This is a genomic window from Brevibacillus brevis (assembly GCF_022026395.1).
Lineage (GTDB): Bacteria > Bacillota > Bacilli > Brevibacillales > Brevibacillaceae > Brevibacillus.
Genome location: NZ_CP041767.1, coordinates 5970740 through 5993018 on the forward strand (window position 1 = coordinate 5970740; position 22279 = coordinate 5993018).

16 protein-coding genes are annotated in these 22279 nt (G+C 50.0%); 6 read left to right on the top strand and 10 right to left on the bottom strand.

From position 1 onward, the window contains the following. Window positions 1-18 precede the first annotated feature (18 nt). The 7 genes from FO446_RS28050 to FO446_RS28080 all read right to left on the bottom strand — a co-directional run bounded on the left by FO446_RS28050 (window position 19) and on the right by FO446_RS28080 (window position 11196). Window positions 19-1779, bottom strand: a complete 1761-nt coding sequence (locus FO446_RS28050) for a polysaccharide deacetylase family protein (RefSeq protein ID WP_237899644.1) — start codon at window positions 1777-1779, stop codon at window positions 19-21. A gap of 36 nt (window positions 1780-1815) precedes the next feature. Then, the gene (locus FO446_RS28055) at window positions 1816-3699 is read right to left on the bottom strand and encodes a glycosyltransferase (RefSeq protein WP_232773743.1); all 1884 of its coding nucleotides are present in this window, start codon (window positions 3697-3699) and stop codon (window positions 1816-1818) included. Between the two features lie 26 nt (window positions 3700-3725). Next, window positions 3726-5039, bottom strand: a complete 1314-nt coding sequence (locus tag FO446_RS28060; RefSeq protein ID WP_221868726.1) for a nucleotide sugar dehydrogenase — start codon at window positions 5037-5039, stop codon at window positions 3726-3728. A gap of 33 nt (window positions 5040-5072) precedes the next feature. Then, on the bottom strand, window positions 5073-6527 hold the full coding sequence (locus tag FO446_RS28065; RefSeq protein ID WP_237899645.1) for a polysaccharide deacetylase family protein: 1455 nt from the start codon (window positions 6525-6527) through the stop codon (window positions 5073-5075). A gap of 261 nt (window positions 6528-6788) precedes the next feature. Continuing rightward, entirely contained in the window at window positions 6789-8213 is a 1425-nt protein-coding gene (locus FO446_RS28070) for an aldehyde dehydrogenase family protein (protein ID WP_173611764.1), read from the bottom strand. Between the two features lie 27 nt (window positions 8214-8240). Further along, window positions 8241-9590, bottom strand: a complete 1350-nt coding sequence (gene gabT, locus FO446_RS28075; protein ID WP_221868724.1) for a 4-aminobutyrate--2-oxoglutarate transaminase — start codon at window positions 9588-9590, stop codon at window positions 8241-8243. A 202-nt stretch (window positions 9591-9792) separates the two neighbouring features. Next, window positions 9793-11196: a sigma-54 interaction domain-containing protein gene (locus FO446_RS28080; RefSeq protein ID WP_237899646.1), complete on the bottom strand. Its 1404-nt coding sequence runs from the start codon at window positions 11194-11196 to the stop codon at window positions 9793-9795. A gap of 144 nt (window positions 11197-11340) precedes the next feature. On the opposite strand from FO446_RS28080, the gene FO446_RS28085 reads away from it, so the two are divergent. Then, window positions 11341-12879: a hypothetical protein gene (locus FO446_RS28085; RefSeq protein ID WP_237899647.1), complete on the top strand. Its 1539-nt coding sequence runs from the start codon at window positions 11341-11343 to the stop codon at window positions 12877-12879. Between the two features lie 47 nt (window positions 12880-12926). Here the strand turns inward: FO446_RS28085 and FO446_RS28090 are convergent, their stop codons facing one another. Next, window positions 12927-13595 carry a class I SAM-dependent methyltransferase gene (locus tag FO446_RS28090; RefSeq protein WP_221868722.1) on the bottom strand — a complete coding sequence of 223 codons (669 nt, stop codon included), beginning with the start codon at window positions 13593-13595 and terminating at the stop codon, window positions 12927-12929. A 113-nt stretch (window positions 13596-13708) separates the two neighbouring features. Between FO446_RS28090 and FO446_RS28095 the strand changes: the two genes are divergently transcribed. Together FO446_RS28095 and FO446_RS28100 are read left to right on the top strand one after the other, a co-directional pair. Then, complete coding sequence (locus FO446_RS28095; RefSeq protein WP_173611761.1) at window positions 13709-14083, top strand: BlaI/MecI/CopY family transcriptional regulator; 375 nt, start codon at window positions 13709-13711, stop codon at window positions 14081-14083. Between the two features lie 4 nt (window positions 14084-14087). Then, on the top strand, window positions 14088-15521 hold the full coding sequence (locus tag FO446_RS28100; protein ID WP_221868720.1) for a M56 family metallopeptidase: 1434 nt from the start codon (window positions 14088-14090) through the stop codon (window positions 15519-15521). 73 nt (window positions 15522-15594) lie between these two features. Here FO446_RS28100 and FO446_RS28105 read toward each other — a convergent pair whose 3' ends face one another. Both FO446_RS28105 and FO446_RS28110 read right to left on the bottom strand, forming a co-directional pair. Beyond that, the gene (locus tag FO446_RS28105; RefSeq protein ID WP_237899649.1) at window positions 15595-16371 is read right to left on the bottom strand and encodes an arylamine N-acetyltransferase family protein; all 777 of its coding nucleotides are present in this window, start codon (window positions 16369-16371) and stop codon (window positions 15595-15597) included. Between the two features lie 57 nt (window positions 16372-16428). Then, complete coding sequence (locus FO446_RS28110; protein WP_237899650.1) at window positions 16429-18183, bottom strand: sigma-54 interaction domain-containing protein; 1755 nt, start codon at window positions 18181-18183, stop codon at window positions 16429-16431. A gap of 252 nt (window positions 18184-18435) precedes the next feature. On the opposite strand from FO446_RS28110, the gene FO446_RS28115 reads away from it, so the two are divergent. Genes FO446_RS28115 through gcvPB form a run of 3 tightly spaced genes read left to right on the top strand, consistent with a single transcriptional unit; the run spans window position 18436 to window position 22269 of the window. Beyond that, window positions 18436-19218, top strand: a complete 783-nt coding sequence (locus tag FO446_RS28115; RefSeq protein WP_237899652.1) for an SDR family NAD(P)-dependent oxidoreductase — start codon at window positions 18436-18438, stop codon at window positions 19216-19218. Window positions 19219-19269: 51 nt separating this feature from the next. Next, window positions 19270-20655, top strand: coding sequence for an aminomethyl-transferring glycine dehydrogenase subunit GcvPA (gcvPA, locus tag FO446_RS28120; protein WP_232773666.1), 1386 nt, complete (start codon window positions 19270-19272; stop codon window positions 20653-20655). Window positions 20656-20679: 24 nt separating this feature from the next. Next, a complete protein-coding gene (gene gcvPB / locus FO446_RS28125; protein ID WP_173611755.1) occupies window positions 20680-22269 on the top strand; it encodes an aminomethyl-transferring glycine dehydrogenase subunit GcvPB in 1590 nt (529 codons plus the stop codon). Window positions 22270-22279 lie beyond the last annotated feature (10 nt).

Sequence of the window (22279 nt, forward strand, 5' to 3'; positions counted from 1 at the left end):
AGCCCCCTTGTTTCGGATTTAAAAGGTGTCGATGACCCAGTCCATTGCGACAGAAATAGCTTTCTTGATCGAACTGACGACTCCTGCAAGTCCTGTCTGCACATTGCTGAACAGCATCTGCTGCTCATCATTTGGTTGCTCTAAGGACGCAATCTGTACGTCCGCAAACACCCCGTCATAAATGTCATCCTTTTTGTTCACTTCACTATAGGCCGCTTCCAATGCAACTCCACCGTTGCTAACGCTTGGGTCGATCTGTTGCTTGTCCAAGAGCATTGTCTTATCCACGGAAACACTGAGACGGTCCCCTTGAACAGTCATTTCAAATGAACGCGTATTTTTAATGTTGATCGGGTATTTTTCCAGCTCGGGAGCACCAGACTCACCTTGTTCTCTCGTATAAACAGAGGCACGGTCGAAGGTCAAATCCTCAGGATTCCAAATCACTTGGCTCAATTCCGTCTTGAAAAGCTCCTGTACCTCGCCTTTTTCCTTCTTCTGCTCGACGCGCAGCTCATTATCATGCAGGACGACCCGTACATAGCTGTCTTTTTCCCGATCATAGCGCAAATAAATAGATTGCTTACCGATTACATTCCCTTCCAGCTTGGCAGAAAGCTTGATATCCTTCTGGCTGTCGCTGTTTTTTAAATATAACATGCCAGAGCCAGCAGCTGGAGAGGTCAAGACGATCTGATCCTCCATAAATTGCGCAGCGCCACCGAGACGATCCCACTCTTTCGCTTGCTCTTCATCACCGCGAACGAAGCGAATCTTTTCGTCAGTGTCTTTTTGGATGCGCATCAACAAATGATTCGTGTACCAATAAGGCTCTGGCTGCACGCGAGTCAGGTTGTACAGATTGCTCTTGTTGTCGTTGTAGGCGGTTCCTTCCCGGTTAAAGTGCATCGTAAAATACTTTTTGATATTCGCGTCGTTCGCATCCGCTACCAAGCGATTCATCCCGCCATACAGGGTGTTCGCATGCATGATCATATAGGCACCCGGGACAAAGCCCAATTGATCCATATATGTATCATTCATCAGCTTGTAGTCTTCGTTGATTCTCGCTTCCATCTTGCTTCTGTCTTCCATCGGGATCATATTGCTGTCACGTATAAAGTCCATCAAGTAATGATTATAGTAGCCTACCTTTGTTTTATTCGATAATTCACTCTCATCCTTCACCCCGATGAAATTGCCCTGATCATCAAATACATTGATATACGTCAGTCGATAACCGTTGGAACCGAGCTCCCAGTAGCCGTTTTCCATCATTTTTTTCATGTCTTCCGGCTGCAGGAATTTGTTCTCGCTGTTTCCCATCTTATTGCCGTAAGACAATGCCGTTGCTTTGAAGTTGTACTTCTCCAAAAGCGGCTGGGCAAACAAGCTCGAATCGTTGCGGCCATCTTCAAAGGCTAGGAACAGGGCCTTGTCAGGAAGTGGCTTCTTTTTTTTGTAAAAATCCAAGATATCTTGTTGCGAGATCGTTTGATAGCCTTGGTCATACAACGCCTGCAGCTGCTCGTCCAATTGCTTCTTGGCTACTAATTTCGGTGTCCCCGTACGACCTACGCCAAAATAGGAGATGGCGATAAAGCCTTTGTCATTCGTCCAGCTCGCTTTATTCGGCTCCTCGTACTTCTTCCAATCAAAGGCGGCATTATATAACATGACACCCAGGACGACCAAGATAGCGACCTGGATCAGCGTTTTGATGAATTTATTGCGATCTTTTTTCCGATAGTCCAAGACATCGCTCGTCGTTTTTCCCATAAATCCTGACACCCTCACTCCCTTTGTCTTTCCCTCTTAAAATGGCAGCCCAAAGCCTTTTTTGTTCTTCTTTCGGGCTTCTTTTTTCAATCTCGCTTCGACGTCCTGCGGTGTTTCTCGCGTACCCCAAGTAGATTTCCAGAATGTCACCCAAGCCACAGGCATCTGCCACAACAGCACCAGCTCATAAAACACACAAAAGACAATCCCGAAAACCCATAGCTTGCTTCTACGGAAAAACAGATGGGCCAAACTCATTAAGAGCGCCATCAACAGCAAGCCCATTAAAAACGTGCCCGGGAAAATGTGATGAACGAGCGGGACGTATACGAGGTTGTACAGGACGATGACAGGAGCAGCGATAGGAACAATCAGACCAATGTAAAAGAAGATCGCCATAAAAGGCTCCTTGCGCCAAATAAAGCCGCTGGCACGCAAAGACTCCCTCAACCACGAACGCTTCCAGCGCATCTGCTGCTTCAAAAATACGTTCATATCTGACGGCACAATCGTCGAGCAAATCGCAGAATCCTGATAGCCCGTCCGATGTGTTCGCAAAATAAAGTTGGTCATGCTTCGGTCATCGCCAAAAGTGGCTGGCTGCCCGAGAAACTTCTGATTCAGCCATGCTTCAGAATGCTGCAAAATCAATTCCTTACGATAGCAAGACAACGGCCCAGACAAGCAAGTGACACTGTCAAACCAGGACTCAGCCGCTTTCATGATGCGAAAGGCAATGTAGTAACGAACGGTTTGCAGCTTGGTGATTGAGTTGGTGAACTTGTTTTCCACATCCGTACGCCCTGCGACACCACCCATTTTCGGGTCTTGGAAAGGCTGTACGAGGTTGCGAATCGCAGTCGGTTCCAAAAAGCTGTCTGAATCAACGAAGACAACCAAATCGTGCTTGGCCATTTCCACACCTTTTACCAAAGCGACCCGTTTCCCGCCGTTTTCCGGAAGAATGTGCATCCTCACGCGCTCGCGGGTCATATAGCGCTCGGCCTCGTTATGAATCATATCGATGACCTTTTGAATCTCTTCTGCGGATCGGTCTGTCGAGCGGTCGTCTACCACGATGACCTCCAGCTTATCAATCGGGTAGTTCTGATTGACACAACTCAAAATCGTCCGGTGAATCCACTGCTCTTCATTAAAACACGGGATAATAATGCTCACGCCCGGTGTATAGTCCGGATTGACGGGAACCCCCCGATAAAGAGCACCGAATAAATACCGTGTCAGCAAAAAGGCAGCGGCAATCAAGCTGTACAAATACAAGTACATGTTGTATTTGAAATAAATCACACTCTCCGCGCGCATGAGCACGATAAACGCCGCAGCGAAAAACAAGAAAGTACTTGCAATATAAATGGCGTATCCCCAGCGTTTTTTGCGTAAATAGTCAGTCAGCGGTTTGGAAAACTCGAAGGCGAGCATGAACTTCTGACGCCCGTCCTCCTCCTGGGTAAACGAGCGAACAACCGTTGCATCCAGCTTCACCGTTGACTCATAGCCTTCTGGCATTGTACCTGGCGGGATTGTGCAATGGATCATAAACACTTGTCCCACCTGGATGTCTACCATCTCCGAATCTAGTTCCACTAATAGACCAGTCGAAGAAATATCGACGGCTCTTGCCTTGATTCCATCCTTGATCCGCTGTTTCTTGGTCAATAGCGTCACCGGGAAATCCGCCATATAGCGCAGACTTAGCATCCGAATGCGATTCAGGTATTCCGGGTCTTCCAGATTTCCTGGCTCATTCGTATCTTTAGCACCGCGGCGATCCACTTGAACACGAATTTTCTCCGGGTCTGGCACATTCGATAATACGCGCCTCTCTGTTTTGGAAACCGTCAGTACTTCTTCGATTTTCTCTTTCTTTTTCGGCTTTATTTTCTCTACCAACCGTTTCATCACTGCCGCTCTCTCCCCTCCACTGCCTACAAGCTCCAGTAATGAAATCCACTGTTTACAAAGTCAGCTTTGGAATAAATCTCTTTTATATCGATCATGATTTTTGCTTCATTCTTACCGTACATTGCGGCAAAATCAGCGACTTCCATCTGGGCAAAGGGAGCATGCGGTACCGCTACAACCACTATGTCCAAGTCGTGGAGAGCCCCCATCTCTGACAGCTCGATGCCGTATTCCTCGTATGCCTCCCGAGGATTCACCATCGGGTCTACGACCAACGGATTTATGCCGTATTCTTTCAATTCCTCAATAATATCCGTCACCTTGGTATTTCTGATATCTGCGCAGTCTTCTTTGTATGACAGACCTAATATACCGATCCTTACATTTTGAAGATCGAGCTTTGAGCGAACAGCCATCTTAATGATTTGTTGGGCGACATATTTCCCCATGCCATCATTGATGTGTCTAGCTGCCAAAATAATGCGGGAGCGATAGCCGCTGTCTTCTGCTTTGTACGTTAAATAGTACGGGTCGATACCGATGCAATGCCCGCCAACCAAGCCCGGTGAAAAAGGGAGGAAGTTCCACTTGGTTCCTGCCGCTTTCAATACTGCTTTCGTCGGAATATCCATCTGGTTGAACAGCATCGCCAGCTCATTCATAAACGCAATATTGACATCCCGCTGAGCATTTTCAATGACTTTTGCCGCTTCCGCTACCTTGATGCTTTCTGCTCGATAAACGCCTGCCTTGATCACGAGCTCGTAGACGCTTGCTACGATTCCCAGTGTTTCTTCATCCATCCCCGATACGATCTTGACGATGTTTTCCAGACGATTTACCTTGTCTCCCGGGTTGATGCGTTCAGGTGAATAGCCGATCTTGAAGTCTATACCACAACGCAAGCCCGATTCCGCCTCCAGAATCGGCAAGCAAACATCTTCGGTTGCCCCAGGATAAACAGTCGATTCAAATACGACGATTGCCCCTTTTCTCAACTGTCTGCCCACCATGCGGGACGCGCTTTCTACAAATTTCAGGTCTGGAACATTGCCGCTTTTGACCGGAGTAGGCACGGCCACGATAAAAAATCGCGCTTCCTGCAATCTATTTTCATCTGAAGTGAATTCAATAGCAGAGTCACTCGTCAGCTCCTGTTCCACGTCCACATCATGAAAGTTTCCCTTTTGATAGGCTGCTACTTTCTCTTTGTTTACATCGAATCCAATCACAGAAGAACGTTTTGACAGTGCCATCGCAATCGGCAAGCCTACGTACCCAAGACCGACGACAGCAATTTTTTCCTTCCTCTCCACAATCCCTTCGTACAAATTCATAAGCTGGTCTCTCTCCCTGTTCTGTTTTGGGCTTTATTGGCCAAACATCTCTGTCATGGGTACAAGCGTGTATCCTTTGCTTCTAAGCTGGTCAATTACGATTGGTAGCGCCTCTACTGTGTGAATATCATCGAGCATGTGCAGCAGGATCACGCTTCCGCTCCGTGTCTGCTCCATAATGGTTTTGACGATATCGTCCGCACTCCGTTTCTTGTCGTAATCGGACGGCGTCACATCATAAATCGTAATATCCTCGTAGCCCGTTGCTGCAATCGCCTTGAGTGTCTGATCGTCGAACGCCCCAGTTGGCGGTCTGAAATACATCGTCGGCTTCTGCTGAATCGCTTCCGTAATGATCTGATGGGCTTTAACAATCTCTTTTTGTAACTCTTCCGGCGCAATTTTGGTATTCACCGGGTGAGAATAAGTGTGATTGGCTACGTCGTGTCCCGCTTCCGCAATTGCTCTCGCCAAGTTTGGATTTCGCTCTACACCATCTGCACGAAGGAAAAACGAAGCCTTTACTCCCTTTTTGTCCAGGATATCGAGAATCTTCGTAACTGTTTGATCCGTACCCCAATCATCGAAAGACAAGGCGACCATCTTCTTGTCCGTTTCTTTTCGATAGATGAGATTTGGCTTGGACTCGTAATACGCCGCATTCATTTTTGCTGCATCAAAACCCGAAATATCTTGCAGCGGCTTTCGCTCCCCTCCTTGTGCAATCAACTCGTGCAAGGGGACGAATCTGTAACCGACATCAGTAGCTGCCTCTGCCAGTAGCCGGATGTTTTCTACGACAGACTTGTTCTCCTCTGTATCCATCGCGATGATGCCGCCGCGATTCATATATTTTCTTAGGTAATGAATTTTTTGCTCCTCCGTCTCTTTTTGCCAATTGTGCAGAAACAGACTGGCGGACACGACGGCTTCTTGTCCATTGTGAGCAGCTACCAATCGGAGATCGTCGTTGTATTCACCCGACTTTGTTCTGATATACCGCGGTGTTTTGTCCGTTTCTCTATGAATGACCTCATTGGTCAACTCGATGTCTTTGTACATTTTCTCGTAAGGTTGGTTCTGCAAATCAGAATTGTTCAACGTATTGTTTTCGATCTCGTGACCTCTGGCGACAATTTCTCGCGCAATGTCAGGCTCTTCAGCTACTCTCATTCCTGGCATGAAAAAAGCTGCCTTGATGTGGTACTTGTCCAACTCATCCAGCAATCTTTTCATCTTGTCTTTATCTGCCATCCCATTAAAAGTAAGAGCAAGCTGTCTTTGCGTCGTGTAGACCATCGACACTGCCTTGCTCTTTTCCCCTTTGTAACGCTCGATTTTTTCAGGTTTGCCTGACGCAGGTCCGTTATCTGCACCGTTTTCATTCCCCTGAAACGGTGAACAGCCTGCCAATAATGCCACGATCCCTACAAGGGAGATCCATTGAAATACTCGGAACCCACTGGCCCCTTTCCAATGACTAATCATGATTGTCCCCTTTTCATGTAAGAAATGCCCTTTTCGCATAAAAAAACGACTATTTCATCTGCGCAACAAGTCAAGTGTAATCAAACACTCTTCCGCAAAAATGAACATAGTCTGCCTCCACACGCTAGACTAACATAACCATCTAAATCAAACAACTTTATGAAGCGGTTTCATATGTGACAATTTATGGAAATGGGTAAAATCGCCATCAAGACGCTATTATCAAAAAAAGACGAGCCTCATCGGGCCCGTCATTCGCTGTTACAGTTTGATCGCGATTAATTTTAGTTCCGTTAATTCCTCGACCGCATACTTGATACCTTCGCGGCCAAAACCACTGTCTTTCACACCGCCATACGGCATGTTGTCCACGCGGAACGTCGGAATGTCGTTGATCATCACGCCTCCGACCTCCAGCTCTTCCGCTGCGCGCATAGCCGCGTGAATGTCACTCGTATAGATGCCTGCTTGCAAGCCGAATCGGGAGTCATTTACCGCTTCAATCGCTTCGTCCATCGTCTCAAACGGTGTAACGACTACGATTGGACCGAATACCTCCTGGCAGGAGACGGCAACATGAGCGCCGACATTGGTCAGAATCGTAGGGGCAAAGAGGTTGTCACTGACAGGCTTCCCGCCAGTAACTACGTGTGCCCCTGCTTCTACTGCTTCCTGTACCCATGCTCCCATGCGTTCATGATCCTTGGCGGAGATCACGGAGGACATGTCTGTCGCTTCGTTCAGCGGATCACCCAGCACGAGCTTTTCTGTGCCAGCCTTAAACTTTTCCAGGAACTCTTCGTACTTGCTCTGGTGAATATAGACGCGTTGCAGCGAGATGCACACTTGACCGCTAAAGGAGAAGGCACCCGTCACGCAACGATCAATCAATGCTTGCGTAATTTCCACGTTGTGGTCAATGATCACTGCGGAGTTGGAGCCAAGCTCCAAGGTCACGCGTTTGAGTCCCGCTTTGTTTTTCATCGCGATTCCAACCGCAGGACTTCCGGTAAACGTGATCGCGGCAATTCGGCTGTCAGTGACCAGCTTTTCGCCTACGACTGCGCCTTTTCCAGGCAAAATATTGAGCGCTCCGGCAGGCAATCCCGCCTCTGCGAAAATATCGGCCAGGATCAGCGAGCTGAGCGGCGTCTGACTCGCTGGCTTCAGCACGACAGTATTTCCTGCGGCAATGGCAGGCCCGACCTTGTGCGCCACGAGATTGAATGGAAAGTTAAAAGGCGTGATCGCGCCAACTACGCCAATCGGCTTGCGTACGGTAAAAGCAAGACGTCCTTCACCGCCCGGTGCTGCATCGAGCGGCACCGTCTCTCCGTGGATACGCTTCGCTTCTTCTGCTGCAAACTTGTAGGTCTGGATCGTCCGAGCAATTTCTACACGACCCGTGCGAAGTGGCTTGGCGGCTTCCTGTGCGAGGATGATCGCCAGTTCTTCCTTGCGTGCCTCCATAATCGCAACGGCCTTCTCTAGTATCAAAGCTCGCTGACTAGCTGGCATTTTCGCCATGACTTTGGCAGCAGCTTTTGCCGCCTTGATTGCCTCGTCGACGTCATGATCGTCTGCCTGAGCGATTTCAGCCAGCAGCTCCCCAGAATACGGGGAGTGGAGCGGCGCGTATTCTTTTGCTTCTTTCCATTGTCCGTTGATGTAGAGATGCTTTTTCATGAGTATGGAGAACCCCCTCGGGCGTTTTTAGTTCGTCACGTATTGGCTTTTCAGAACATCCGTCATAATGTCCAGCGCTTCTTCCAGTTGCTCGTCTGTAATGACCAGCGGAGACAGGAAGCGCAGTACGTTGCTGTGGACGCCAGCAGAAAGCACGATGACACCAGACTCGTAGCAGCCTTTGGTCAAGCCAGCAACGAGCTCCTTCGCTGGTTGTTTGGTTGTTGGATCGATAAATTCTACGGCGCACATCGCACCTAGTCCGCGCACCTCCGCGATCACAGGGAACTCTTTTTGCAACGCGTGGAAATGCGCTTTGATCTTGTCCCCGATCGCCTGCGCGCGGCCAGCCAGGTCTTCGCGCTCCATTTTCTCAATGACTGCCAACGCCGCTACGCAACCAAGCGGGCTTCCTCCATAGGTACCGCCGATCTCGCCCGGGTTTGGCGCGTCCATGATTTCTGCGCGTCCCGTAACCGCAGAGATGGGCAAGCCTGCCGCTATGGATTTGGACATGGTGATGATATCTGGCTCGATTCCGAAATGGGTGGAGGCAAACATGGCGCCCGTACGACCGAAGCCTGTTTGAATCTCATCGGAAATAAATAGGATTTGATGCTTTTTACAAATGTTATAGACGCCTTGAACGAAAGACACAGGCGGAACGATAAAGCCGCCTTCTCCTTGAATCGGTTCCATAATCACGGCAGCCACTTCTTCCGGTGCAACCTCAGTCAAAAGGAAGTCCTCGAACTGACGCACGCAGAATTGCGCGTACTCATCATCTGTCATGGATTCCGGCTTGTTCAGTGGATACGGGAACTGCGCTTTATACGTAGCTGGAGCAAATGGACCCATCTGGAATTTGTACGGCTTCACTTTGGAAGTCAGTGACATGCCCAAAAGCGTACGACCGTGGAAGCCGCGGCTAAAGGAAATGATGCCTGGGCGTCCTGTGTATTTGCGGGCGATTTTCACCGCGTTCTCTACCGCTTCTGCCCCGCTGTTTGCGAGCATCGTCTTCTTTTCAAAGCTGCCTGGCGTGATTTGCGTCAGTTTCTCAGCCAAGGCCACATATGGCTCATACATCCCTACATGGAAGCAAGGATGAATGTATTTGTCCAGCTGCGCTTTTAGTGCCTCAACAACTTCCGGCGGGCAGTGTCCGGCATTCAGTGTACCGATTGCTCCGGCAAAATCGATATACGTATTGCCATCTACATCCGTTACCAATGCGCCTGAAGCTGACTCTACAAAAACAGGGGTATTGTTGCCGACACCTTTTGGCACGAACTGCTTTCTTTTTTCAATCAGGGCTACTCCCTTGGGACCTGGCACACCAGCAGCTACGTTTACAAATTGACGTTGTTTGGACATATCGTTTCCTCTCCTCGTTCGAGATGGTATTGGTTGGATTGCTTGCTTGTAAACTCAACTACTATATGTAGCAATACCTATGCCAAACGCCAGAGTTTGATGAAATCGCGTTTTCCGTACTACGTTTACATCAAATTATTCAAAAGTGAATCAAAACACTCGAATGTTCGATTCGTTTTTGAATAAACGATTCATTTTTGAATCACCTGGAACGAATCCGATATTTTTGCAGCTTCCGCACGACAGATGGCTGGCTAATGCCGAGAAACTCCGCGATTTCTCCCGTGGTCCGGCAGTGCTCGGATGCGTAGCGCAGCCATTTTTCCTCTACCTGCTCCAGTGCTTCCCTTAGCGACATCTTGGAAGTTGCCAGACTCGGCTCCATGGCTGTCTGCTCTTCCCCTGCCAATCTGATTTCCACGGGCAGGTGCGAAGAAGTGATCACGTCTTCGTCCGCTGTGACCACCATTCTCTCCAAAACGTTCTCCAGCTCGCGCACATTGCCGGGCCATTCGTACTGCATCAAGGCATGTGTTACGGCAGGGTCCAGTCGCTTGTCCATTCCATATCGTTCATTGAGCGAGCGCACGGCGCGCTTCAGGAGAGCCGCGATATCCTCGGGCCGATTTCGCAACGGCGGGACGTGGATCGGGACAACATTCAGGCGAAAATACAGGTCCTGCCGAAACTTCCCTTCCTTCACCATCTTCTCCAAATCGCGATTGGTGGCGGCAATCAAACGAAAATCCACGTCGCGGTACTGTGTGCTCCCAACGCGTTGCAACCGTTTTTCTTGAATCACCTTCAACAGCTTGGCCTGCAAGGTCAGTGGCAGTTCCCCCAGCTCGTCCAAGAGGAGAGTCCCTTGGTTCGCCATCTCGATAATCCCTTGCTTGCCCTGCTTGGCGGCACCTGTAAACGAACCCGCCTCATAACCAAACAGCTCGGATTCCAGCAAGCCCTCCGGGATCGAGCCACAGTTGATCTCCACGAATTGCCCACCCGCACGGCGGCTATTGCGATGAATTTCTTTTGCGATCACATTTTTCCCGACACCCGATTCCCCGAGGATCAGGACAGTCGAATCGACAGCCGCGACTTTTTTGATGAGACGATCAATGGCTTGCATCGGCTGGCTCACTGCCACGAAGCCCTCCTGATGCTTTTCTCGCAGCTCCTCAATCTCGGTTTCAAACTGCTTGAGCTGCTCTGTCAGACCTTCGTAGCGCCGTTTCAATTCCATAATTTCAGTCAGGTCATGCGAATAGCTGATAATCGAATGCATGCTGCCATCTTCGTTCCAGACGGGAAACGCCGTCACCATCAGCTTTCGACCCCCGGGTATTTCCTGCATGATCGTCTGCGGCGTCTTGGCATCCATGACTTTTCGCGTGACAGATGGAGAAAAGACCTTCCTTTTTTCCAGCTCGATGACGTTCTTGCCCAAGAGCTCTTCCTTTCCGATGCCATACACTTCATAGGACGAATCGCCAACCAGCCGGATGTAGCCCTCAGGGTCCGTGATTAACAAATGATCGCGCGACGTTTCAACAATGGCCTCCAATACGCGGCTCATCCACTTTTCCGTACTCTCTTCTCTCTTCATCTCTTCGCCGCCTTCCACACGCCGTAATGTCCGATCCGTGTTTATTTTTTCATTATAGAAAACAGCAAGAACAACGACAACACATGAAAAATATGTAAAAATAGCCATAATAACAAGCCTTGCGAGATGGAAAGGATGGTAGGAATGACGCCCACAGTCGGAGACATCTACTGTGTTTTTGTCGAGAAGCTGCAAAAGTACGCAGCTTGCCAGGTCACATCGATCAAAGAGCCTGGCACGAGTAAATCTAACCTCATCAGTATCCTCGAGCTGGACTGGAGCAGCGATACACTGCCTGATGAATCAGAGCTGTACCAGATGAAGCCCTTATATTGTGACTACTTCTTCTGGAACAATGTGCTCGAGCACAGCTATGTCGATAATGTGGTGCCTAAAGGCTACATAAAAGTAGGGAATATACCCCCTCTCGTGACAGAAGAAACAAGAAGCTACGGCAGTTGGGATGTCGGAGGGAGCCTCTATCGTCAGCATAAATGGAATCAAATTCCCGAGGAGCGTCGCCAGCTATTTAAACAAGCGGCAAAAGATGACACGATGATTTCGTTAGGCGGGGTGAACCTGAGCCGATCAATCAACGTCCTTCATGCCGACATCCTGCAACGCCTGACGGACATCTCTGAATTGGAAAAGCTCCCTTGCCTGACAAGAATCTATGCAGAGGAGCTCACTGATTCCTTGCTTGCCTTTGTCAAAAGCAATCCGTTTTTACTGGAGCTTCACTTGGAAAAAGCCAATGGCTCCTCTCTTGATCTGACAGGAAGCCATCTCAGTAAATTCTCTCTCCAAAACGCGGACGGCCTGGAGTCACTGCATCTGAACGATTGTCTTAGGGAACTCATACTGGACAAGGGCATTTCATCCAACCTGTTCATAGAAGCCGAAGAGGATGGGTATTGGCTGACCGCCTCGTTCTCGGATTCGCTGCCGTTACACCGCGGACTTGACCTTTTAGGAGCACTTCGTCTGCGTAATGTGACGGAGCTGGACTTACAGCCACTCGTCCAGCGGTATCCCTCTCTCCGGGACATCCGTCTATGGGGCAAGCCTGGTACCCTCAGCAATCTGGGTAGTATCAAGTACTTGAAGGAGCTACTGACGTTTACGACCTACGATCTGTTTGGCTTCTCCGGGGACGAGTTCCCTTCGCCAGATCAATGTCCCAAGCTCTCCACGCTCTGGATGACGAGCCTCCCAGCAGAAGCGGCCAAGACCATTAAAGCCGCCTATAAAAAAGAAGTGAAAAATGGGCTGGATTTGTCCATCACCAAGCCGCGCAAACCCGAATGGCTGGCCAATAATTTAACCAATCCATTTCGCGATTGGGATGGCAGGGAGCACATCTCAAAGGCTCACGCCAACAAAGCCGCCAGTCTCTATAAAAAAATGAACACTGCGATTAGTGCGCTCGAAAAGCAAGGCAGCGAAGACGCGACAAATGCGGGAGAAATACAAACTGCTTTGCGTGCCTTGGTCAAAGAGTACACAGAGACTTTCAACAAGATGGATCGACGAACAGGCTTTATCGAAACGGTTGAGCGGGAAGAAATTTTCGTTGTGCTCGATGAGCTGCTTCAGTCGGCAAAACGGAATTTGGCTGCTGCAGGTGTGGAAGTAGATGTAGATGAGCTTTTTGCTAATTTTGATCAGACGCGTGATTTTTGAGTGAGAAAAAGACGCCGCCTCTCCAACTGGAAGGCGGCTTCTTGTGCTTAATCATTCTTTTTGATTACCCACGTGCTCATGCAACGCTGTCCGGCTACGTTCACTGTTTTGATTGGCTCCAGGAACACACCTTGCAGTTTTTCCGTCATGCCCACCATCGTCCGTTCGTTTACGAGAAAACGGGTGCTTCCGTCCGGCAACAAATAACGTTCGTTCCCTAGTGGCTGTACAGCATCCTCAATCCCGATCGAGGATGCAAGACGCATAAATAGAATGCCTCCTGGCTTCAGTACCCGCCACAGCTCCTCTAGCATCTGGCGAAAATGCTCTTCGTTTTCAGCAAAATGTAGAACGGCATTACTGATGATGAAATCAAAGCTTTCGTTTTCAAAGCCCATGCTCTCAATCGGTTCCACACGAGCGCGCTCCGCTGACCAGTTCGGTGCCAGTTGCGATGCCATTCGCTGTACAGCTTCAATGGCTTTTGCCGATTGGTCAACCGCATACACCGAATAGCCATTTCGCAAAAAGTAGACCAAATTCCGCCCCGAACCGCAACCGGCATCAAGTACTTGCATTTCCTTCGTTACTCGCCCCTTTAACAACTGATCAAACAAATAAATATCCATATCGCCAAACTGCTCGGCCAGATTCATATCTATCACAGCCTTTATCCGATTTTTCTTCAGTGTACCAATTCGCTCGTCATCTTCCAACGACAGTCACATGGAACAGATTGACAAGAATGATAGTTGACACCTGATGACTACAAGTGTAATCTTTAAAACAGAATCAACGACTACAAATGTAGTCGAGGGAGGTTTCGTACTTGGACGAGCAACCGCGAATCTCGGATGCCGAGTGGGAGATTATGAAGGTCATCTGGGCAAAGTCACCCGCAACAGCAGCCGATGTCATCCACGCTCTGCGAGACAACAAGACGTGGAAAGACAACACAATCAAAACCTTGCTCAGCCGCCTGTTGCAAAAGGGCATTCTCACCTACGAGCAGGTCAATCGCGTCTACTATTACTCCCCTGTGCTCACAGAGGAAGATTGCAAGCGCCAAGAGCGCCAATCCTTTTTGCAGCGCGTGTACGGCGGGGCCTTAAAGCCCATGCTAGTTCACTTTTTAAAAGAAGAAAAGCTCTCCTCCCAAGAGATTGACGAGCTGAAAAAAATCCTTTCCGAAAAGGAGAAATAAGCTGGTGGATTGGCAATGGCTCACACTCACCCTCAACCAAGCATTTACGTGGACACTGTATAACTCCATCGAGGCCAGTCTTCTTGTGCTCCTGATCCTGCTCTGCCAGCAGCTCGGCAAAAAGCATTTCCCCATCCGCTGGCACCACGCCGTATGGTTCCTGCTTCTCTGGAAGCTCGCGGTTCCCTGGTCGATAGACAGCACGATCAGTTTGTATAACTGGCTGCCTACTTCGTCCTGGACATCCGTGCAGGAAGCGTACCCGCCTACGGAACCGATCGTTCTCGCTACTGAGGCTTTGCAACCGCATGAATCTGCCCTCCAATCAGATGCCTCTCTAGCAAACGAAGCGAGCTTTTCCTGGATCAGCCTGCTTTCCCTCATCTGGTTCGGCGGCATCGCTATTTTCGCTATCACCATGACTCGCAGTACATACCGATTGCTCTCTCAGCTAAAAAAGGAAGTGTTCGTACAGGATGAAGTTGTTTTGCGCGTCTTTTTCCAATGCCAAAAACTGATGGGCATCACCAAATCCATTCCCCTGCGCATGAGTCATCAGATGACAAGTCCTGCCTTGATGGGAATCTGGCGACCGCAAATCTGGCTGCCAGCAAATCTGTTGGACAAACTCAACGAGCACGAGCTGCGCCACATCTTTTTGCATGAGCTGGCGCATTGGAAAAGACGAGATATTCCTGTGAACAGCATCATGAGCGTGCTGCTGATCCTCAACTGGTTCAACCCGCTGTTATGGTACGCCGCTTCCCGCATGCGTCAGGACCAGGAAATGGCTTGTGATGCCTTGGCTTTGACCTATTTGCAGGAGACGGAGGTACCTCGCTACGGATACACCATGATCAAAATGCTCGAGCTGTATGCCCAGCCCAAACAAATCCACTTCACTGCCGGGTTCTCCAGCTCCAAAAAACAGGTGAAAAGGAGAATAGAAATGATTCGTCACTTTCAAAAACGGGCGTATACGTGGACCCTATCTGGTATCGTGGTCGTCTTGGCTTTAGGCGTCTTCACTTTGACCGATGCAACAAAAGCACTTGGGAACGAGCAGGCCTTCGTCGTCCCCGCAGAAGGTACACTCCAAAGTCCTGTTGACCAAACAATGGGCTTGAGAATCGTAAACGACCTGAATACGCCCGTTCAGGCAGCCGCCGCAGGTAAGGTACTCAAAGCTGAGTACGATACAAAAACAGGGAAAGGCAACCAGGTCATTCTGGAGCATGAAGGAGGTTATCAAACCGTTTACTCTCATTTGGAAAAGCTGGAGGTCACCGCTGGCGCTACTGTGACCCAAGGCCAGCTCATTGGGCTGTTAGGAAGTACGGGACGCAGCACAGGACCGCATCTTGCTTTCCAGGTTCTCGAAAATGGTATACCCGTTGATCCGATGAAGCTGCTTGTGAATACGAAAACACAGCAGTAACCCCATTATAAAACCCATCAGGTTAAGAACATCTGATGGGCTTTCATCGTTTTTAATCGCTTCTGCTTTTTTCTTATAACCCAAAATGCTGCTTCGCCAGCTTTTTAGATCGTTCCTCATCAATCGTCTCTTTCGTCATAACACCATCCACCCATTGCGTAAAAGAACTATTAGTCAACGTGACATTGCCTCTCTCTGTAAGCTGCGTAAGCAATGGGCTTTTGTTGAAGGGAGACTGTTCATGATCAGCGATGATCGTCTGAATCTCGTTTAATTCCGTTTCATCCGTCACCAGCTTCTGCGAATCAAACGTATAGCCGATCCTCCAGTCCGTATCCTTGTGCCGCAGCTTCATTTCGAATACATAATCGCCATATTCCGTCTGCTCTTTCTTGATCCGAAATTCACCATTGCGCGAAGAGATGGTCTCCCCTGTTAACGGAACAGGCTTTAACGGCAGGTTCGAGCCGAAGCCCGTGTCGAGCAAATACGTTTGTCCCTCATATGTAAGCAAAATCGTGGCATGCGTTCGGCCTATCGTGTAATACTCGCCAACGTCATGCCTGTAAACAACTCCACGAATCAGATGAGCGTCAAAGCCATTTTCCAACAAGAAGTAATACAGTATGGGATTGAGCTCGTAGCAAAGACCGCCTTCGTTTTTGACCAAAATCTTCTCCATGATGGACTGTCTGGAGATTACGCTCGTTCGCTCTTCCACAATGCACAGGTTTTCAAAAGGAATCGCCAATGCTGTCAGATCAAGGAGGCGATCCAATGTATCGAAGGTAATCGTTTCATTTTCAGGCATACCGATTCTTTTCCGAAATAAAACATTCAGCTCACTCATGCTTCTTCCTCCCCTATCGTTTCTCCCACAAGTTTACACCAAGCTCCTGCCGAATTCTTAAATACCGAGCAGCTTTAGCTTCCGATACAAGGTGCGGAGCCCGATCCCGAGTTCTTCTGCCACTCGCTGCTTCCCTTTCAAATCACTGCCGTGCTTTTGCAACGAAGCGCGAATGGCGTCCGCTTGTGCATCGGCGACTCTCGCTTTGATAGCTGGACCTGAATGCGAAGGAGCCACTGAAGTACGTGCACGAAGGCGCGGAGGCAAGCTGTCAGCAGTCAGAACCGTGTCTTGCTCCATGTTCATGGCGTACTCGATGGCGTTCTCCAGCTCCCGCACATTGCCCGGCCAGTGATAGTTCTTGAGCAGGTTGATCGCCTCTCGTGCTATTCCGAAGAAGGTGCGTCCAGCTTGCTCTCCGTGCTTTTCCATAAATGAAACGGCCAGGAGCTCGATATCTTCCTTGCGCTCTGCGAGTGACGGGACGTGTATCGGAATGACGTTCAACCGATAGTACAGATCGGCACGAAACACTTTTTTCTCCACGAGCTCCTCCAGGTTCTGGTTCGTCGCCGCGATGATTCGTACATTGATGGGAAATGATCGCGTGCCGCCGATGCGTTCCACGACCTTTTCCTGCAAGACACGCAGTAGCTTTGCCTGTAACGATAGCGGCATATCGCCTATTTCATCGAGAAAAAGCGTACCTCCCTCTGCCATTTCGAACCGTCCTGGCTTTCCTCCCTTTTTAGCTCCAGTAAACGCGCCGTCCTCATAACCGAACAATTCGCTTTCGAACAGATTTTCCGGAATGCTGGCGCAATTGATGGCGACAAACGGGTAGTAAGCGCGCGTGCTTGCCTCGTGAATCGCTTTTGCCAGATGCCCTTTGCCTGTCCCTGTTTCGCCGGTAATCAGTACCGTGGAGCTGCTGTTACCGATTTTCATCGCCATTTCTTTGACCTGTTTGATGGCTGGGCTGTTTCCTACGATTTGAGCAAGGCTATCCGCTTTGCCGGGCTTACCGCTCCCTTGATGATCCATCAGACGCGGAACGGTTAGCGATCCCCTCTGCACGCGAAGCACGCCGCCGATGAGCTGATTGTTAACGATGATCGGCGTGGCCTCGGTCGGAGCATCCAGCTTGTCAACGAGACAATTGGGGATCGGCAAGGAATGTGTGGTCATCCCGGATAATGACGGTAGCAGCATCCGTGAAACCTCCGCTGGCAGCAGCTCATGCTGGGACAGCAGTCTGCGCGCGCTGGCATTCGTGTGAATGACATTGCCACTTCGGTCAAAGGTGAAATACGCATCGGCGACGGTATCCAGTGCCCCCTCCAATAGCCGAATGGTGTCATTAGACGATTCGATCTGTCTCGTCTCATGGGACTGTACTATCGCCGTAATCATCTCGCTGACTTCTGTCAGGATTTGCTGGTATCTCTCTGTATGCCTGGAGAGCCGATTTTGTCCCTCTTTCGTAAAAGATGTGAGAGAAACGACCCCGATTGCATGATTGGCTACCTTAATGGAAGTGAGCAGCTCGACTTTGGCAGGGCAGCTGTCGAGAAAACGGCACCCTTTGCACATTTCCATGGAGCCGGGTTTGTCTACGACATACTGTCCTTTTGCCAACACGAATTCAATCGAGGGCACATGCACATTTTCGCCTTTTTGTTTCAAGTAGCGCTCCGTACTCACGACCAAGAGACCGCGCTCGTTAATTACCGCAGCATCCACGTTCAATATATCTGAAATGCTTGTAATGACCTTTTCGATGGCTGGTTTGCACAGATCCAACGAAACCATGGATATCCTCCCTGCTTATTGTCCTCGCTCTTCATTTTACGAAATATTTAGATAGTTCACAAACATTTTGCCACTGATGTTTGCCAATCATGACAACTCATTGCCACTTTTGTCACTGTCAGAACGATACGAAACACAGTCGGAACCTCGTTTTTTGCGGTCCAGTAAGGAGCATGTTGCCCAGCGGGATTCACTTCTCACTTGGCACAGTGTTTGCATTATAAACTTTTCATCTAGGGGGAGTGATCAACCATGGTAAACACGAACGAGGTATTCAATCTGCAAGGAAAGGTAGCCTTGGTGACAGGTGCTGCTTCCGGTATCGGACTTGCAACAGCGAAACGACTGGCCCAATTCGGAGTAAACGTTATGCTGCTTGATATCAACGAGGAGCTAGGGGAAAAGGCGGCACAAGAAATCGTAGCAGAGGGCGGATCAGCCCGTTATTTTACATGCAATGTAGTTTCCCAACAGGATTGTCGTGAAGTAACGCAAGCGATCGAGGAAGCGTACGGTCGCATCGATATTTTGTTCAACAACGCAGGCGTGATCAGAAGAAAGACGGTCGTCGAGCTGGAAGAAGACGATTGGGATCTGGTCGTCGATGTCTCCTTGAAGGGCGCTTACAACCTATCCAAATTCGTCATTCCGGTCATGGCGAAAACAGGCGGAGGCAGCATCATCAACACAGGCTCTGGCTGGGGCATCAAGGGCGGTGACAAGGCTGCGGCCTACTGCGCGGCAAAAGCAGGCGTCGTCAACCTGACGCGGGCAATGGCGATTGACCACGGTCCGGAAAACATCCGTGTGAATTGCGTGTCACCTGGCGATACCGACACACCTCTGTTGCGTGAAGAAGCGCGCCAGCTGAAAAAGGAAGAAGGAGCATTCCTCGTCTCCTCCGCCCAAGGGCGTCCGCTGGAGCGTCTCGGTTCTCCGCAAGATATTGCCAATGCTGTCCTGTTCTTTGCCAGCGATCTGTCATCCTGGGTGACGGGTTCCGTACTGGTCGTCGATGGCGGCGGTTTGGCTTAATTTTTCATTATTCCGACTGAATATTCCAACGAAGAGATGGAGGAACCTGAGATGAGCGTACAGCGTTATGCCCACCCGTATATTCCGAATTCTGCACCTGCAGTCAAAGAGAAAATGCTTGCCGAAATCGGCTTTTCCAGCATCGAGGATATCTATGCGGACATTCCCGAGGAGCTGCGCCTAAAAGAAAAAATGAACATCCCGAAAGCTTTGACCGAATACGAACTGGAACGCCACGTCAACCAGCTCATGAACAAAAACAAAACCACGAAAGAAAATATCAGCTTCCTCGGCGCAGGCTGCTGGCCCCATTTTGTTCCGGCTGTCTGTGATGAAATCAACTCCCGCGCGGAGTTTGTAACGGCGTATGCTGGTGAGCCTTATGAAGACAAAGGGCGCTTTCAGGCGTTGTTCGAGTACCAAAGCCTCGTAGCTGAGCTGGTCGATATGGATGTCGTGAACGTTCCGACCTTTGACTGGGCACAGGCTGCTTCTACTGCTCTGCGCATGGCAGCACGTATCACCAAACGCACAGAGCTACTCGTCTCGAAAAATATCCATCCCGACAAGCTTTTGATCATCAAAAACTATACGTCTCCTGATCTTACCGTCACCTTGATCGACTTTGAGAACGAAACAGGCAGACTCGACCTCAATGATCTAAAAGGAAAGCTCAGTGTAGATACAGCAGCGGTTTATTTCGAAAACCCGACCTTCCTCGGCTCCGTGGAAGTAAACGGACAGATGATTGCGGACTTGGCTCATGCAGCGGGTGCCATTTGCGTAGTCGGCGTCGATCCCATCTCTCTCGGCGTGATGGAAGCTCCGGCGAATTACGGCGCGGACATCGTGTGCGGAGATTTGCAGCCGCTTGGCGTACACATGCATTACGGCGGCGGACAATCCGGCTTTATCGCGACGCATGACGACCCGACCTACGTCATGGAATATCCGTCCCGCCTGTTCGGAATCGCTCCGACAGAGGTCGAAGGCGAATACGGCTTCGGAGATGTCGCGTATGACCGCACCTCTTTTGCCAAACGTGAAAAAGGCAAGGAGTCCGTCGGAACGCAAACCGCGCTATGGGGCATCACTGCAGGCGTGTACTTGGCGACGATGGGACCAGTGGGCATGGAAGAAGTCGGGCAAGGCATCATGCAGCGCTCCCAATACGCCGCCAAGCAGCTCTCTTCCATTCCCGGGGTCGAGGCCAAATTCGCCGCTCCTTTCTTCAAGGAGTTCGTGATCGACTTCTCGCAAACAGGCAAAACCGTCAAAGACATCAACGCTGCGCTTCTCGCCAAAGGCATTTTCGGCGGAGTTGATTTGACTGAACACTACCCGGAATTGGGTCAATGTGCACTCTACTGCGTCACGGAGGTTCATACCCAGGAGGATATTGATACGCTCGTTACTGCCATGAAAAGCATTTTGTAAAAACGAAAAAGGAGGAAACCGCCCATGAAAACATCCGAAGGAACCATCGACAAAATGAAACGGATTCCGAGAGACCATAAGGTACGCCGCTTCCACCAAGCAAAGTGGGATGAGCCTGTCATTTTCGAGCTGAGCCAGCCAGGTGAGCGTGGCGTCGAGGTACCACCCGTCGAGCCACAAATCGTAGAGACAGTAGGCGATGGCATCTCTCAGTTGCCAGACAGCCTGCGCCGGAAAAAACGGCCGAATCTTCCCGAGATCAGTCAGTATCGCGTGATCCGTCACTACTCCCGCATCTCTCAGGAGGTTCTGGGGTCGGATTTCAACGTAGAGATCGGGCAAGGCACCTGCACGATGAAATACTCCCCGAAAATCAATGAACGCTTCGTGCGCTCGCCGAAAATGGCGGAGCTGCATCCGCTGCAAGACGAGTCCACTGTCCAAGGGATGCTGGAGATGACGTACCAGCTCGATTTATATCTTCGCGAGATTTCGGGAATGGACAAATTTTCGTTCCAACCGGGCAGCGGCACACAGGCGTTGTTTACCCAAGCCTCTATCGTGCGCAAATACCACGAATCTCGCGGCGAAGGAGAGCAGCGCAACGAGTTTATTACCACCCATTTTTCCCATCCGTCCCAAGCCGCGACGGCCGCAGTCAAAGGCTTCAAAATCATTTATGTACCTGCCGATGAAAACGGCTACCCTGATCTGGAAGCGCTAAAGGGCCTCGTCTCGGAGCGAACCGCTGCCTTTGCCGTAGCGAATCCAGAGGATACTGGCATTTACAACTCCCGCATCAAGGAGTTCACAGACGTCGTCCACGCCGCAGGGGGACTGTGCTGCTACGATCAGGCAAACGCCAATGGTTTGCTCGGCATTACCCGCGCACTGGAAGCAGGCTTCGACATGTGCTTCTTCAACCTGCACAAAACCTTTTCCGTGCCACACGCTTGCGGCGGACCTGCAACAGGCGCTATCGGGGTCACTGCCGAGCTTGCGCCATTCCTGCCGGGACCGATCGTAGACTTCGACGGAGAGCGTTACTTTTATAAGCGTGACTTGAAAAACAGCATCGGAAAAGTCCGCAGCTTTTATGGGGTACCACCTGCTGTCCTGCGCTCCTACGCTTGGGTCCGTGCACTTGGAGCTGACGGCTTGAGGGAAGTCGCCGAAATTGCTTGCCTCAACAACAACTATCTCTATCACAAAATCCTGCAAATCCGCGGTGCGAGCGCTCCGTATATACAAGGCAGACGTCTGGAGCAGGTTCGCTATAGCTGGCAGCAGCTAAAAGAAGACACAGGCGTCACGACATACGATGTTCAGCGCCGCATGGTCGACTTTGCCCACCATTACTGGACCAGTCACCACCCGTACGTCGTGCCGGAGCCGTTTACACTGGAACCGACGGAGTCCTACTCCATGGCAGAGCTGGACGAATACATCGCGGCACTGACCCATATTTCACAGGAAGCCTATGAGAATCCGGAAATTGTCAAAACAGCGCCGCACAATAGTACAGGTCACCGTGTATTAGAGTCCGTGCTCGATGATCCTGATCAATGGTGCATCACATGGAGAGCTTATTTGAAAAAGACGGCACAGGGATAAAAAGAAAGAA

Bases quoted from the DNA above. Each gene is read 5' to 3' on its own strand.
- FO446_RS28050 (WP_237899644.1), bottom strand. From the start codon at position 1,779: ATGGGAAAAACGACGAGCGATGTCTTGGACTATCGGAAAAAAGATCGC.
- FO446_RS28055 (WP_232773743.1), bottom strand. From the start codon at position 3,699: ATGAAACGGTTGGTAGAGAAAATAAAGCCGAAAAAGAAAGAGAAAATC.
- FO446_RS28060 (WP_221868726.1), bottom strand. From the start codon at position 5,039: ATGAATTTGTACGAAGGGATTGTGGAGAGGAAGGAAAAAATTGCTGTC.
- FO446_RS28065 (WP_237899645.1), bottom strand. From the start codon at position 6,527: ATGATTAGTCATTGGAAAGGGGCCAGTGGGTTCCGAGTATTTCAATGG.
- FO446_RS28070 (WP_173611764.1), bottom strand. From the start codon at position 8,213: ATGAAAAAGCATCTCTACATCAACGGACAATGGAAAGAAGCAAAAGAA.
- gabT (WP_221868724.1), bottom strand. From the start codon at position 9,590: ATGTCCAAACAACGTCAATTTGTAAACGTAGCTGCTGGTGTGCCAGGT.
- FO446_RS28080 (WP_237899646.1), bottom strand. From the start codon at position 11,196: ATGAAGAGAGAAGAGAGTACGGAAAAGTGGATGAGCCGCGTATTGGAG.
- FO446_RS28085 (WP_237899647.1), top strand. From the start codon at position 11,341: ATGACGCCCACAGTCGGAGACATCTACTGTGTTTTTGTCGAGAAGCTG.
- FO446_RS28105 (WP_237899649.1), bottom strand. From the start codon at position 16,371: ATGAGTGAGCTGAATGTTTTATTTCGGAAAAGAATCGGTATGCCTGAA.
- FO446_RS28110 (WP_237899650.1), bottom strand. From the start codon at position 18,183: ATGGTTTCGTTGGATCTGTGCAAACCAGCCATCGAAAAGGTCATTACA.
- FO446_RS28115 (WP_237899652.1), top strand. From the start codon at position 18,436: ATGGTAAACACGAACGAGGTATTCAATCTGCAAGGAAAGGTAGCCTTG.
- gcvPA (WP_232773666.1), top strand. From the start codon at position 19,270: ATGAGCGTACAGCGTTATGCCCACCCGTATATTCCGAATTCTGCACCT.
- gcvPB (WP_173611755.1), top strand. From the start codon at position 20,680: ATGAAAACATCCGAAGGAACCATCGACAAAATGAAACGGATTCCGAGA.